General features: G+C 57.6%; 11 protein-coding genes. All 11 read left to right on the forward strand.

Annotated features, from left to right (window positions below; translation table 11 throughout):
* The first annotated feature begins 195 nt into the window (after positions 1–195).
* The 11 genes from rsmH (at position 196) to C5O23_RS01125 (ending at position 14,475) form a co-directional block, all read left to right on the forward strand.
* A complete protein-coding gene (gene rsmH, locus C5O23_RS01075; RefSeq protein ID WP_107031103.1) occupies positions 196–1,110 on the forward strand; it encodes a 16S rRNA (cytosine(1402)-N(4))-methyltransferase RsmH in 915 nt (304 codons plus the stop codon).
* A gap of 67 nt (positions 1,111–1,177) precedes the next feature.
* Entirely contained in the window at positions 1,178–1,492 is a 315-nt protein-coding gene (locus tag C5O23_RS01080; protein WP_107031104.1) for an FtsL-like putative cell division protein, read from the forward strand.
* A 72-nt stretch (positions 1,493–1,564) separates the two neighbouring features.
* Positions 1,565–3,646 (forward strand): penicillin-binding protein, encoded by a 2,082-nt coding sequence (locus C5O23_RS01085; RefSeq protein ID WP_107031105.1) that lies wholly within the window; start codon positions 1,565–1,567, stop codon positions 3,644–3,646.
* 118 nt (positions 3,647–3,764) lie between these two features.
* The gene (locus tag C5O23_RS01090; protein WP_107031106.1) at positions 3,765–5,237 is read left to right on the forward strand and encodes a UDP-N-acetylmuramoyl-L-alanyl-D-glutamate--2,6-diaminopimelate ligase; all 1,473 of its coding nucleotides are present in this window, start codon (positions 3,765–3,767) and stop codon (positions 5,235–5,237) included.
* Positions 5,238–5,295: 58 nt separating this feature from the next.
* Entirely contained in the window at positions 5,296–6,561 is a 1,266-nt protein-coding gene (gene mraY, locus C5O23_RS01095) for a phospho-N-acetylmuramoyl-pentapeptide-transferase (RefSeq protein WP_107031107.1), read from the forward strand.
* Between the two features lie 47 nt (positions 6,562–6,608).
* Positions 6,609–7,967, forward strand: a complete 1,359-nt coding sequence (gene murD, locus C5O23_RS01100) for a UDP-N-acetylmuramoyl-L-alanine--D-glutamate ligase (protein WP_107031108.1) — start codon at positions 6,609–6,611, stop codon at positions 7,965–7,967.
* A gap of 73 nt (positions 7,968–8,040) precedes the next feature.
* Complete coding sequence (locus C5O23_RS01105) at positions 8,041–9,384, forward strand: FtsW/RodA/SpoVE family cell cycle protein (RefSeq protein ID WP_107031109.1); 1,344 nt, start codon at positions 8,041–8,043, stop codon at positions 9,382–9,384.
* 69 nt (positions 9,385–9,453) lie between these two features.
* Positions 9,454–10,572: an undecaprenyldiphospho-muramoylpentapeptide beta-N-acetylglucosaminyltransferase gene (gene murG, locus C5O23_RS01110; protein WP_107031110.1), complete on the forward strand. Its 1,119-nt coding sequence runs from the start codon at positions 9,454–9,456 to the stop codon at positions 10,570–10,572.
* A complete protein-coding gene (locus C5O23_RS01115) occupies positions 10,569–11,954 on the forward strand; it encodes a UDP-N-acetylmuramate--L-alanine ligase (protein ID WP_107031111.1) in 1,386 nt (461 codons plus the stop codon). The genes murG and C5O23_RS01115 overlap by 4 nt, the downstream gene beginning before the upstream one ends.
* 53 nt (positions 11,955–12,007) lie before the next feature.
* Positions 12,008–12,967, forward strand: a complete 960-nt coding sequence (locus C5O23_RS01120) for a cell division protein FtsQ/DivIB (RefSeq protein ID WP_107031112.1) — start codon at positions 12,008–12,010, stop codon at positions 12,965–12,967.
* A gap of 17 nt (positions 12,968–12,984) precedes the next feature.
* A complete protein-coding gene (locus C5O23_RS01125; RefSeq protein WP_107031113.1) occupies positions 12,985–14,475 on the forward strand; it encodes a cell division FtsA domain-containing protein in 1,491 nt (496 codons plus the stop codon).
* Positions 14,476–14,605: the final 130 nt, after the last annotated feature.

The raw sequence follows: 14,605 nt of genomic DNA on the forward strand, positions 1-14,605 counted from the left end.
AACCCGGTGAATGCGATAATGCGGAAGCCCCGCAAATTTACATTTGCAAATACTCCGGAGCCCTGATTTTCAGTTATTTTTCCGAATGTTAATAACTTCTTAAAATTTTCGGCGATTTTTTACTGTTTAGTTTTGCAAATTTTTGTAATTTTACACCCTCTAAAGCTAACCCCTTTGACGATCCTTTCCGCACCCATGCCCGAAGAAGTTTACCACATACCCGCCCTGCTGCCCGAAACCATCTCGGCCCTTGACATTCAGCCCGGTGGAATCTACGTCGACGCCACATTCGGCGGCGGCGGCCACTCACGCGCCATCATGGAGCGTCTCGACGCAGGCCTCGGCGGAATGCTCTATTCCTTCGACCAGGACGAGGATGCGGTGCGCCGCGCCCCCTCCGACCCCCGTTTCACGATGGTCTACTCCAACTTCCGCTTCATCACAAACTTCATGCGCTACTATGACGTGGCTGAAGTTGACGGAGTGCTGGCCGACCTCGGAGTCTCCTTCCACCACTTCGATGACACCGAACGCGGTTTCTCCTTCCGCTTCGACGGACCCCTCGACATGAGGATGAACCGTCAGGCTGGCCGCTCGGCGGCAGATCTGGTCAACACCCTCCCCGAAGAGCGCATAGCCGAGATACTCTACATCTACGGCGAACTGAAACAGAGCCGCCAGATGGCCCGCTCGATCGTAAAAGCACGCAGCGAAAGCCCCCTGCAGACAATCGGACGGCTCATCGACGCCATCCGCCCCCACATCGACCAGCGCAAAGAGAAAAAAGAACTCGCCCAGGTGTTCCAGGCCCTCCGCATAGAGGTCAACGACGAAATGGGCGCACTCCGCGAACTCCTTCAGGGCGCACTCAAAGTCCTCAAGCCCGGCGGACGCCTCGCCGTAATCACCTACCACAGCCTCGAAGACCGCATGGTAAAGAACTTCATGAAGACAGGCAACTTCGCCGGCAACGTAGAGAAAGATTTCTTCGGGCGCATCGAAGCCCCCCTCAAGCCCTTGGGCGGCAAGCCGATAGTCCCCACGGCCGAAGAAACCGAGCGCAACCCCCGTTCGCGCAGCGCCAAACTCCGTGTAGCCGTAAAACTCTGACCCGCAAAAAATACATATAAAATCTCCCGGAAACTCCCCTCCGGCAACTCCAGGACCCATCAACAATATGAAAGCCTCCATTATCACTCGCCTCTTCCGCGGCCAAGTCCTCTCAAGCGACTTCTTCGCCCGCCACTGGCTCCCGGTGCTCATCTGCATTGTGGTGATAATGGTCTATATAACGACCAAATACACCTGCCAGACCAACATGGAGAAAATCGCAGCCCTCGAACGCACCCTTGAGATAGTCAACAACGAAAAGGCCCGCGAGCGCAGCGCCTTCATGGGGCGCAAACGCGAAACTTCCATGCAACACATGGTCGACTCGCTCCATCTCAACCTCAAAGTTCAGGCCCAGCCGCCCTACAAAATACCCAAATGACCCTCCGCTCAACCCTCCCTCCGCCACTCTCATAACACCCTCACAGCCCACAACACTCTCTGACCAACCAACGTGAAAAAGGACAACCGAAGCAACATACTTCTGCGCTATGGACTCGTCATCGTGTTCATTCTGCTTCTTTCGGCGATGATCGTATCGAAACTCGTCGAAAACACCGTCATTGACGCTGACAAGTGGAACGAACGCGCCGACGCCTTGCTCACACAGAGCAAGGTCATAGTGCCCCCGCGCGGCAACATCCTCGCCTCTGACGGCAGCGTCCTGGCCACAAACCTCAACTTCTACACCGCCCGCATCGACTACCGCGCCGAGAAATTCAACGAAAAACTCCTGCGCGACACCATTGACTGGCTTGCCGCCGACATGGCCCGCCTCTTCCCCGTGCGCAGCGCAAAGGCCTGGAAAAAACACCTCCTCGCACCCCTCGACAAGAAGCACAGCGAACGCCCCAGAGCCTACAAACTCCTCAGCGGACTCTCGCACACCGACATGGAGACCATGCGTACCCTCCCATTCTTCAGCATCAAAAACCGCAACCGCAACGGCCTGACATTCGAAAAATACATGCGCCGCTTCAACCCCTACGGCGACATGGCACGCCGAAGCATCGGAGGCGTGGGCGAAACCACTGAAAGCAAGGAGATCCACGGCATTTCAGGTCTCGAAAAGGCCCTCGACTCGCTCCTCTACGGCAAGATTGGCTACAGCAAGATGATCAACCTCACAAAAAAGATCACAGACTGGACAGACATCCCGGCAGTGCCCGGCAGCGACATAGTGACCACAATCGACATCAACATGCAGGACATAGTGGAGAGCGAGCTCAACAACGTGCTTGACACCTGCGGGGCCGACTGGGGGGTGGCTGTGCTCATGGATGTCAAAACCGGCGACATCAAGGCCATCTCCAATCTTGAGCGCAATCCCCGCGGTCCGGGCTACATCGAGGCCCGCAACCGGGCAGTGATGGGCTACGAGCCCGGATCAGTCGTTAAGACCCTCTCCATGATGATAGCCGTTGAAGACGGCATTGTCACCAACTTCGACGAAATGCTCCCCACCGGCAGCGGATGGGCCTATGCGGGAGGACGTGCCATAACCGACGCCCACCACTCCACTGCCATCCGCGTGGGCGACGTGCTCGAACAGTCGTCAAACATCGGCATGGCCCGCATCATAACCCGGAAATACAACGACAATCCCGGAGCCTTCTACTCGCGCATCAAGCAGCTCGGATTCCTCGAACCGCTCAACACCGGAATAGCCGGCGAGGTGCCCCCGCGCATCGACAGTGTGCCCTCTGACCGCGGAGGCCGCATTGCCCTCTCGCGCATGAGCTACGGCTATGCCACCGAAATTCCGCCCCTCTACACCCTGGCCATCTACAACGCCATAGCCAATGACGGTGTCTTCGTGCGCCCACGTCTGGTCAAGGAGATCCGCGGCGAGGTCGACTCGGTGCTCCCCATAGGCTACATGGGTTCCGGACGAGCATGTTCGCCACGAACGGCAAAAATTGTGCGCGAGATGCTGACCAACGTGGTCTGGGGCGACCACGGCACCGGACGCTTCCTCCGCAACAACACCGTGCGCATCGCCGGAAAGACCGGCACATGCTACATGATCGAGAACGGTGCCTACAACCAGGGCAAGAAGCGCCTGGCTTTCTGTGGCTTCTTCCCCGCAGAAAACCCGATGTACTCCTGCGTGGTGCTCACATGCCACCCAACCAAAAACTTCTTCGGAGCCGCCACCACCTCCGGCCAGGTGCTGCGCAACGTGGCTCTCAAGCTATACTCCCGCGGAATGCTCGGCAACAGCTCGGACTACCGCGACAACACCCCCTCGACCAACGCCCCAACCTTCTATGTGACCCCCGGCAAGAATCCATATGAGAGAGTCAAAGCCGAATTCTCCATACCCTCGCGCCGCACTCTCCGCGCCCCCGAAACCGCTTCGGCCTCCGGAGTGCCTGACGTCAGAGGCTACGGACTCCGTGATGCCCTCGTGGCGCTCGAAAACGCAGGCTACAACGTGGAATACTCCGGTTCGGGCTACGTCAGGTCTATGAGCCACACCGCCGGATCGCATCCGCCAAAAGGCACCCGCATCCGCCTCGTTCTGGCCAACTGAACATCCGGAGCCCAAAACTCCTTATATATATAATAAACCGTCTTCTCACCCCCCTCTCCCTCACCGCCTCCGGGCACTACAGATTTCCGAAACAACAACCAAATCAATAATTTCAAAGGTGAAAAAGCTCAACGAACTGCTCGCTCCGGTGCAAACCGTCGAGATCATCGGCAGTGATGATAAAATGATATCGGGTCTGACCTCCGACTCCCGTCAGGTGACTGAAGGGACACTCTTCGTGGCAGTCCCCGGCGTCAGCGTCGACGGCCACAGGTTCATACCGATGGCCGTGGAGAAAGGAGCCACTGCGGTGGTCTGCCAGCAGCTCCCCGAAGACCTCTCGACGCATGTCACCTACATCGTGGTCCCCTCCTCGGCGCTCGCCCTCGGCTATCTTGCATCGCAGTGGTGGGACAACCCTTCGCGCAAACTGCACCTCGTAGGCGTCACCGGCACAAACGGCAAGACAACCACCGCCACACTCATCTATGAGATGGCGCGGCTGCTCGGCCACAAGGCCGGACTCCTCTCAACCGTCTGCAACTACGTGGACGACACCGCCTATCCCACCGGCCATACAACCCCTGACCCGCTGACCATCAACGAACTTCTCCACCGCATGGTGGAAGCCGGCTGTGAATATGCCGCAATGGAAGTCAGCTCACACGCCGCCGACCAGCAGCGCATTGCCGGTCTGCGCTTCGAAGGGGGCATCTTCACCAACCTCACCCGCGACCACCTCGACTACCACAAGACTTTCGAGGCCTATCTCGCCGCCAAGAAGAAATTTTTCGACCTGCTCCCCGCCGATGCCTTCGCGCTGACCAACGCTGACGACAAGGTGGGCGACGTAATGCTTCAGAACACCCGCGCACGGCGTTTCACCTACTCCCTGCGCTCCGAGGCCGACTTCCGCGGACGCATCGTGGAGTCACGCCTCGACGGCACCCTCCTGAGTCTCAACGGCCACGAGGTGGAACTGCTTTTCACCGGAAAATTCAACGCCTACAACCTCACGGCCGTCTACGGAGCCTGCATTCTGCTGGGCTGGAACCACGATGACGTGCTCCGGGAGATGTCGCGCCTGGTCCCGGTGGCCGGACGCTTCCAGGCCTTCCATTCGCCCAAGGGCTACACGGCGATCGTTGACTACGCCCACACGCCTGACGCAGTGGTCAACGTGCTCAACGCCATCCGCGAGGTCATAGGCCGTCAGGGCGAGATCATCACCGTGGTCGGAGCCGGCGGCAACCGCGACAAGGGCAAGCGCCCCATCATGGCCCGCGAGGCCGCAGCCCGCAGCGAACGCCTCATCCTCACCTCTGACAATCCACGCTTCGAGGAGCCTGAAGAGATTCTCCGCGACATGGAGGAAGGTCTTGACGAGGAAGCCCGCACACGCACACTCCACATCACCGACCGCCGCCAGGCCATCCGCACCGCCGCCACCCTCGCCTCGAAAGGCTCCGTGATCCTCATAGCCGGCAAAGGCCATGAGGACTACCAGGAGATCAAGGGCGTCAAACACCATTTCGACGACCGCGAGGTGGTCCGCGAGATCATAGCCTCCGAATCAGCCTCCGGCCGATAGAAATCCCCCCGATTGAATCCCCCCGATTGATAAACCGATCTAAAAATATTTATCCCAAGTGCTTTATTATCTATTTGACCTTCTGCAAGACAGCCACATACCCGGATCACGACTGATGACCTACATCACCTTCCGCTCCGGAGCCGCGCTGCTGCTCTCGCTCTTCATAGCCCTGGTGTTCGGCCGCAAGATCATTGACCGCCTGCAGCTCATGCAGGTCGGAGAGATCATCCGCGACCTCGGCCTCGAAGGACAGATGCAGAAGACCGGAACTCCGACAATGGGCGGAGTAATCATAATAATCGCCATCCTCATTCCCTGCCTGCTTGTGGGCGATCTGAGCAACATCTACATGATCCTCATGCTGATATCAACCATATGGCTCGGATCACTCGGCTTCTGCGACGACTACATCAAAGTGGCCAAGCACGACAAGGAGGGCATGAAAGGCAAATTCAAGATCATAGGCCAGGTGGGCCTCGGACTCATAGTGGGCCTCACCATGTATCTCAGCCCCGACATCACTCAGCGCCAGGTAACGCCGGTCACATACTCGGAGAACAATGTGGAGACCGTCATGGCAAGCGAGAGCCAGGATGTGAAGTCGACCCAGACCACCATCCCCTTTGTCAAGGACAACAACTTCGACTATGCCTATCTGACCCAGTGGCTCGGCGACTACGCCCAGGTCGGCGGCTGGATACTGTTCATCCTCGTGGTCATCGTGGTTGTGGCCGCCACAAGCAACGGAGCCAACCTCACCGACGGCCTCGACGGCCTCTGTGCTGGCACCTCGGCTATCATCTGCGTGGCCCTGGCCATCATGGCCTATCTCGGAGGCAACGTCATCTACTCCACCTACCTCAACATCATGTACATACCCCAGTCGTCAGAGCTGGTTGTGTTCATGTCGGCCTTCATCGGTGCCCTGATCGGCTTCCTCTGGTACAACGCCTACCCCGCGCAGGTCTTCATGGGCGACACCGGATCGCTGACCATAGGCGGCATCATAGCCGTGTTCGCCATCCTCATCCACAAGGAGCTTCTGATCCCTATCCTCTGCGCCATTTTCTTTGTTGAAGACCTCTCGGTGATGCTTCAGGTGGCCTATTTCAAATACACCAGGCGCAAATACGGCAAGGGGCAGCGCATCTTCAAGATGACCCCACTCCACCACCACTATCAGAAGCCCGGCAACTCAGGCATCGAGGCCATCATCCAGGCCCCCTTGCGCGCTATCCCGGAATCGAAGATCGTCACCCGCTTCTGGATCATCGGCATCTTCCTCGCAGTCATAACATTCGTAACCCTCAAGATCAGGTAATCAGCAATCCTGACACCCGATAAGCTAAAACAACAGCAAGCATACCAATGGCAAAAAATCTCGTCATACTCGGCGGAGGTGAGAGCGGCGTAGGCGCCGCCATCCTCGGCAAGGAAAAAGGAATGAACGTGTTTCTCAGCGACTATGGAACCATAGCCGGACACTATCGCCGCATGCTCGACGACGAAGGTATAGAATGGGAACAGGGGGGCCACTCGATGGACCGCATACTCGCGGCCGACGAGGTGGTCAAAAGCCCCGGCATAGCCCCGACAACTCCCGTGATGAAGGCCATCACCGAGAAAGGCATTCCCGTGATCTCCGAAATAGAATTGGCCGGACGCTACACCGACGCCAAAATGGTCTGCATCACCGGCAGTAACGGAAAGACCACAACCACACTCCTCACCTACCACATACTCAAAAACGCAGGCATCAACGTGGGCCTTGCAGGAAACGTGGGCCGCAGCATGGCCCTTCAGGTGGCACGCGAGAAGCATGATGTCTACGTGATCGAACTGTCAAGCTTCCAGCTGGAAAACATGTATGACTTCCGTGCCAACATCGCCGTGATCCTCAACATTACCCCCGACCATCTTGACCGCTATGACTACAAGATGCAGAACTATATCAACGCCAAGTTCCGCATCCTCAACAACCTCACCCCGCAGGACGCCTTCATCTACTGGCAGGACGACCCCGTGATCACCAGCCAGCTCGAACGCATCCGCACCGAGGCTCAGCTCTATCCCTTCGCCGAACACTTCGAAAAGGGATGCCACGCCTACGTCGACAATGACAGCGACGAGGCTTCGCTCATAATCGACACTCCTGAGACATCGCTCAGAATGCCCCGCGCCGAGCTCTCGCTCAACGGCCTCCACAACCTCTACAACTCAATGGCCGCCGCCCTCTCGGCCTGCCTGCTCGACATCGACAAGCAGGAGATCCGCGGAGCGCTCGGCGACTTCGAAGGTGTGGAACACCGTCTGGAATACACTGCCACAGTCAACGGCGTCCGCTACATCAACGACTCCAAGGCCACCAATGTCAACTCATGCTGGTATGCCCTCGAATCAATGCCCGCTGACACAGTGCTGATTCTCGGCGGCAAGGACAAGGGCAACGACTACTCCGAAATCCTCCCCCTCGTGAAAGAAAAGGTGAAAGCCATCATCTGCATGGGCAAGGACAACAGCAAACTTCTTGACTTCTTCACCGGCATGGTGCCTGAGATCCATGACACCCACTCGATTCAGGAAGCCGTGGCAACCGCCGCCGCCATCTCCTGCGAAGGTGACACCGTGCTCCTCTCGCCATGCTGCGCAAGTTTCGACCTCTTCAGCAGCTACGAAGACCGCGGCCGTCAGTTCAAGGAGCAGGTCCGCGCCCTCGAATCGAAATAGGCTTCAGCCACCACCTATAATTAATATATATAAGCATCCCGATCACATAACCCTCCAATCTCTCCGTCAGCCAATGGCAGTCCAGAGTCAGACAATACCAGCACACGGCGAACAGCCGGCGGCAAAACCCAAGGCCGTCTCGAAAGCCGACAAACACATCTGGGGCATCTTCATAGCCCTCTGCATCATCTCGACCATCGAGCTCTACAGCGCCTCCTCGCGCGAGGTGGCCGGCTCGTCAATCGGTGTGATGGGACCGATCCTGCGCCACATCGTAATGCTTGCAGGAGGCACATTCGTGGTATGGTTCCTCTCCAGGCGCCACTACTCCGATTTCATTCCCTTCACCCTCGGCTTCGCCCTTGTCAGTGTGGCCATGATGGTCTACGTCATGTTTTTCGGCGAGATAGTCAACGGTGCCCGGCGCTCGCTGACCATACTCGGAATAGGCATCTATCCGGCCGAGATGGTCAAACTGTCGGCCGTGCTGCTCATAGCCCTTGTGATGACCTGGAATCCAAACACAAAGAAGGTGGGCGTTACCTCAAACGCAGTAAAATATTCCGGAGTCATAGTGCTGCTGCTGAGCGGACTGCTGATAAAGCAGGGCCTGACCAACACTCTGCTGCTTCTGGCCATCAGCTACTCGATGATGATAGTGGGCGGCGTGAAATTCTCCCACCTCTTTGTGCTGACCATCGCCTACATGGCCCTCGGCGGTCTCTTCGTAGCCTACCTCATGTGGAGCGACTCGCGGTCAAGTGAAATTCCGGCTGACGCAGAGCAGAAAATCGAACTTGTAAGTGCCGACGGGACGGCAGATAAAAGCCCCTCGCGAATAGACACCTGGCTGGCACGCCTGGAGCGTCACAAAGATAAATCGACACCCAAATGGGAAATCCCTGCCGTAGGCAAGAACCGTCAGGAGATCCTCTCTTACATGGCCCAGGCCCACGGCGGCATCCACGGCGTAGGACCCGGCAACTCCCGCGAAGCCTCGCGCCTGCCGCTGGCGTTCTCTGACTATATTTTTGCCATAATAGTCGAGGAACTCGGACTGATAGGCGGCCTCGTGGTGCTTCTTCTCTACCTCTGGCTCTTAGGTCGCGCCTCAGGAATCGCATCGCATTGCAACCGAACCTACCCCGCGCTTGTTGTAATAGGTATGGCGGTGATGATAGCCTTCCAGGCTCTCTTCCACATAGCCATTGTGACAGGTGTCTTCCCCGTCTCCGGTCAGCCGCTGCCACTGCTCTCCAAAGGAGGCACCTCGATCCTCGTGACCGCGATAGCATTCGGCATTATGCTCTCCATCAGCCGCACAGCCACCCGCCAGGGAGGCAAAAAGCAGGATATCCGCGATGAAATCGAGGCCCTGCCCGAACAGTTCGGCGCCGAAAACCAGATGCAGCTCTGATCTCCCGCAGAACCATTCACAGAATGCTCTAACCCTCAACCATTCACCCCATATCTTTATTTGTGCCTCATGAATGAAGAAAAGACCAAAATAAACCGTGTGCTTATCTCCGGCGGAGGTACCGGAGGCCACATCTTTCCCGCTCTGTCGATTGCCAATGCCGTCAGACGCCGCTTTCCGGAGGCCGAAATTCTCTTTGTAGGCGCTCTCGGCCGCATGGAAATGGAGCGTGTGCCCGCCGCAGGCTACAGGATCGAGGGCCTGCCCGTGGCCGGTTTTGACCGCAAACGTCTCTGGCGCAATTTCGGTGTGCTCATCAAACTCTGGAAGTCACTGCGCAAGGCGCGCCGCATAGTGCGCGACTTCCGTCCCGACATTGCCGTAGGCGTGGGCGGCTATGCAAGCGGACCTGTGCTCAAGCAGGCCCAGAAGCAGGGAGTGCCCACTCTGCTGCAGGAACAAAACTCCTATGCCGGGGTCACCAACAAGCTCCTGTCCAAGAAAGCCAAAGCCATCTGCGTGGCCTATGACGGCATGGACCGCTTCTTTCCCGCCTCCTCGATCACCAAGACCGGCAACCCCGTCAGGACCGACCTTGAAAACTGCACCCTTACCCAGGCCGAGGCCAAACGGCAGCTCGGTTTCGATCCCGAAAAGCCCCTGGTGCTCGCCGTGGGCGGCAGTCTCGGCGCCCGCACAGTCAACGAGGCCATAGCCGCTTCGCTCCCCATGCTCCGCGACAAGGGAGTGAGCCTCATGTGGCAGACCGGACGCTACGGCGCTCCGGAATTCCAAAAACTCGCCGACGGCTATGACAATGTAAGGGCCACAACGTTCATCTCTGACATGGACGTGGCCTACCGCGCGGCAGATCTGGTGGTGTCACGCGCCGGAGCAGGCACCATCTCCGAACTTCAGAACCTCGGCAAAGCCTGTGTGCTCGTGCCCTCGCCCAATGTGGCCGAAGACCATCAGCGCCACAACGCCGAAGCCCTCTCCACCCGCGGCGCAGCCGTCATGATCCTCGACGCCGAGGCCGTGGCCACCCTGCCCGCCACCCTTGAATCACTTATCACCGATCCGGCAAAGCGCGCAGCCCTCAGCAGCGAGATCAGCAAAATGGCGCTCCGCAACGCCGATGAAAAAATTGTCGACATAATCATCAATACCATAGAAGACCGAAAATGAAACACGATATATCTGAAATCAGCAACATATACTTCGTAGGAGCCGGCGGCATAGGCATGGCTGCTCTCGAACGCTATTTCCTCGCCACCGGCAAAAAGGTGGCCGGCTATGACCGCACCCCGACAGCCCTGACCGACGAACTCCGCGCCGAAGGGGTTGAGATCAGCTTCGACGAAAACGCCGACAGCATACCTGAGGCATTCCGCAACCCGGAGACAACGCTGGTGGTCTACACTCCGGCGGTGCCTGAAAGCCTCCCGCAGCTGCGCTATTTCCGCAACAACGACTTCGAGGTGCTCAAACGCGCCGCAGTGCTCGGACTGATCACCCGCAACAGCCGCTCGCTCTGCTTCGCCGGCACCCACGGTAAGACCACAACCTCGTCAATGGCCGCCCACATACTGAAAAGCGGCTCGTTCGGCTGCAACGCCTTCCTCGGAGGCGAGATGCTCAACTACGGCACCAATTTCCTGCTGGCGCCGCAGTCGGCCTACAGTGTGATCGAGGCCGACGAGTTTGACCGCTCCTTCCATCACCTGACCCCCACCGTGGCCGTCATCACCGCCACTGACCCTGACCACCTCGACATCTACGGCACCGAGGAGGCCTATCTGGAAAGCTTCGCCCGGTTCACTGAGCTGATCCGCCCTGACGGAGCGCTCATCATCCACGAAAACCTCAAGCTCAAGCCCCGCCCGCAGGATGGAGTCAGAGTCTATACCTACTCGCGTGACAGCGGCGACTTCCACGCCGGCTATGTGCGCCGCGCCAACGGCACCATCACCTTCGATCTCATCACCCCCCGCGGCATCATCCGCAACATCAATCTCGGAGTACCCGTGGAGGTCAACATTGAAAACGCCGTGGCCGCAGCAGCAGCCATCTGTCTCACAGATGCCTGGGAGCCTGAGGTGGTGCGCGAGGCCATCAGCAGCTACCGCGGCACCAAGCGCCGTTTCGAGACCCACCTTAAAGAGGACAACGGAGCCGGACGGGTGATAATAGACGACTATGCCCATCACCCCGAAGAGGTGCGCAAGTCAATAGAATCGGTCAAGGCCATCTATCCGGGCCGCAAACTGACCGTGGCCTTCCAGCCGCATCTCTACAGCCGCACCCGCGACTTCGCCCCTGAATTCGCCGACGCCCTCTCCGGAGCCGATTCACTGGTGCTTCTCGACATCTACCCCGCCCGCGAAGAGCCGATAGAAGGCGTAAGCTCCGAAATCATCTTCGACAAGGTGCGCTGCGAGGATAAAATCTTAATTAACAAAGAAAAATTGGTGGAAACACTGAAAAACCGTAACTTTGACATCCTCCTGACTTTAGGCGCGGGTGACATCAACACCTTCATCCCCGCCATCATAGAGAATCTCCACTGATCAACGAATTCACTGACCCTGACAGAATCATCACACCACCCCGAAAGAAACCAATGTCGCGCTACCTGACCATAATATTCTCATTGCTGCTTGTGGCCTATCTGGTCATAGCCCTGACCGTAACCGCCACCGAGGCCGATACGGAGCCTTGCCGCGGCATGGAGATCACGATAGCCGGAGCCGACGGCAACCAGCGTTTCGTCACCCCGGCCGAGCTCTCGCGCGAACTCGACTCGCTGCCTGACAAAGCCGTAGGTCTGGCTCTGGGCAACATCAACACCCAGCAGATACGCCGCCGGCTTCTTGAGATGGACAAGATAGAGGATGCCGAGGTGGTGCGCTATACCGACGGCTCGATCCGCATCAAGGTCACTCCGATCATACCGGTGGCCAGAGTGTTTGACGACGAAGAATCGTACTACATCAACCGTGCGGGCAAACGGGTGAAAGCCGACGCGCGCTTCCACAAGGATGTGCCCGTGATCGAGGGGCATTTCAATCCGTCAGATACGGTGTTCACACCCGAATCGCTGCTTCCGCTTCTGAACTACATTTCCGGTGACTCTGTCTGGAACTCCTATATCTCGATGATCAAGGTGAAATCACCCACTGACATCATACTCGTCCCGGTGATCTGCGAACATGTGATCAACTTCGGGACACCCTCACATTTCGACGACAAATTCTCACGTCTGAAGAAATTCTATTCAAAAGTGCTCCCGCTGCAGGGCTGGGAAAAATATGACACGATCTCGCTCAAATGGAACGGCCAGTTAGTGGCCACCAAGCGCCGCAAGGCTCCGCAGAAGATGGAGACAGTGCAGTATGACGACGACGAGAGCGTGGACACCGGCACGATGCTTGCGGGCGATGACGTGGCCCCCGGCCAGACCATTCCCGGCATGAAGGCCCACTCCGAAAAGCCTATTCCGGCCGCAAGGAAGAGTGCTCCGGCCGCCGCGGCGCCAAAGACCGCAGCCGACAACCAACAGACACAGAACAAAATCAACTGAAAACCCAATACATCTCCATGGAAGAAAAATATATAGTGGCTCTCGAAATAGGGAGCTCGAAAATAAAAGGTGCGATAGGCATCGTAGACCCTCAGGGCACATTGAGTGTGAAAGCTGTAGAAGAGGAGAAACTCTATGACGGGGTGCGCTACGGCTGCATACGCAATGTGGTAGAGACGGCAGGCGCGATCCGCAACGTGATCGGACGTCTGGAGATGCGCGAGCCGGGGCGCAACGTGACCGGAGTCTATGTCTCGGTGGGCGGACGCTCGCTGATGGCCCAGGGCATCGAGATTGAACGCCGATTGCCGCAGGAAATGGAGATAACCAACGAGCTGATTGCCGACATGACCGGCGACGCGCTCAACTATCAGCTGCACGAACGCACGATAGTCGACGTTACTCCCAAGGAGTTCAGGGTTGACAATTCGCCGACAAACCGCGCGGTGGGCATGTTCGGCTCCCACGTGTCGGCCCGGCTGAATCTGATCAGCTGCCGCACTCAGCTCGTCAGAAACCTCAACCATGTGCTTGACGAGCGTCTGCATCTGCCGGTGCATGACATGTTCGTGCGCCAGATAGCCGAAGCCGATTTCGTGCTCTATCCCGAAGAGAAGCGCCAGGGATGTATGCTGGTTGACTGCGGGGCGGAGACCACCACGGTGTCGATCTACAAGAACGGTGTGCTGCTCTACATGAGCACCATCCCGATGGGTTCGCGCAACATCACACGCGACATTACCGCCATGAACTATCTCGAAGAGCGCGCCGAGGAGCTGAAGATCGACGGCGGAAACGCTCTGAGCTCTACGGAGCCGACTCCGATGCCGTCAAACGGACTGATTGACTACGGCCAGATCAACAACTATGTGGCCGCGCGCGCCGGAGAGATCATTGCCAATATCAACGAACAGATCAAATATGCGGGTCTGACTCCCGACAGGCTCCCTGCGGGCATCATACTGACCGGCCGCGGATCGAAGCTCAACGGTTTTGACCGCCGTCTGGAAAACCTCACCACCCTGAAGGTGCGCTATGGCGGTCCGGTGAACCGTGTGCGCATCCTTGACGGCCGCATCAATGCCTCAGACCATGTGGACGTGATCTCGATTCTTGCCGCGGCTGCCAAAGACCGCGAGGTCAAGGAGTGTCTGAGCCGTCCGGAACCGGTTGTGATAGCTCCGGAGCCTATTTATAACTCAATTGACGAGGTGCGTCAGCAGCCGTCACCGCAGAAACCCGCTTATCAGCAGAACGCTTATCAGCAAAGCGGATATCAGCAAAACAGTTATCAGCAGCCTCAGCAGTCTCAGCAGCCTCAACCCCAGCCAGCGGCGCCACAAAGACCGGAATATCAGAACCCCAGGCCGGCTGAACCCGAAAAGCCGGAACCCGCTCCGGCTCCGGAGAAGAAGAGAGGTTTCTCGCTGTGGGGCACTGTGCGTGAACGGCTTGTAAACCTCATGACCGAGCCTGTGGAGGACGATGATATCGACAACGATAACTAAACACATTCTTTATATAACACACTTACAGAGCAATTCACTCCCCTCATTTCTCTCCCCTGAAGCTGTAACAAAAATCTTACTCAAAAAATGGAAGATCAGATCAACAACTATAATCAGGACATCTCTGACA

Source organism: Duncaniella muris, from assembly GCF_003024805.1.
In the GTDB taxonomy this organism is placed as follows: Bacteria; Bacteroidota; Bacteroidia; order Bacteroidales; family Muribaculaceae; genus Duncaniella; species Duncaniella muris.

Bases quoted from the DNA above. Each gene is read 5' to 3' on its own strand.
- murD (WP_107031108.1), top strand. From the start codon at position 6,609: ATGGCAAAAAATCTCGTCATACTCGGCGGAGGTGAGAGCGGCGTAGGC.
- murG (WP_107031110.1), top strand. From the start codon at position 9,454: ATGAATGAAGAAAAGACCAAAATAAACCGTGTGCTTATCTCCGGCGGA.
- C5O23_RS01125 (WP_107031113.1), top strand. From the start codon at position 12,985: ATGGAAGAAAAATATATAGTGGCTCTCGAAATAGGGAGCTCGAAAATA.
- C5O23_RS01080 (WP_107031104.1), top strand. From the start codon at position 1,178: ATGAAAGCCTCCATTATCACTCGCCTCTTCCGCGGCCAAGTCCTCTCA.
- C5O23_RS01105 (WP_107031109.1), top strand. From the start codon at position 8,041: ATGGCAGTCCAGAGTCAGACAATACCAGCACACGGCGAACAGCCGGCG.
- C5O23_RS01115 (WP_107031111.1), top strand. From the start codon at position 10,569: ATGAAACACGATATATCTGAAATCAGCAACATATACTTCGTAGGAGCC.
- rsmH (WP_107031103.1), top strand. From the start codon at position 196: ATGCCCGAAGAAGTTTACCACATACCCGCCCTGCTGCCCGAAACCATC.
- C5O23_RS01120 (WP_107031112.1), top strand. From the start codon at position 12,008: ATGTCGCGCTACCTGACCATAATATTCTCATTGCTGCTTGTGGCCTAT.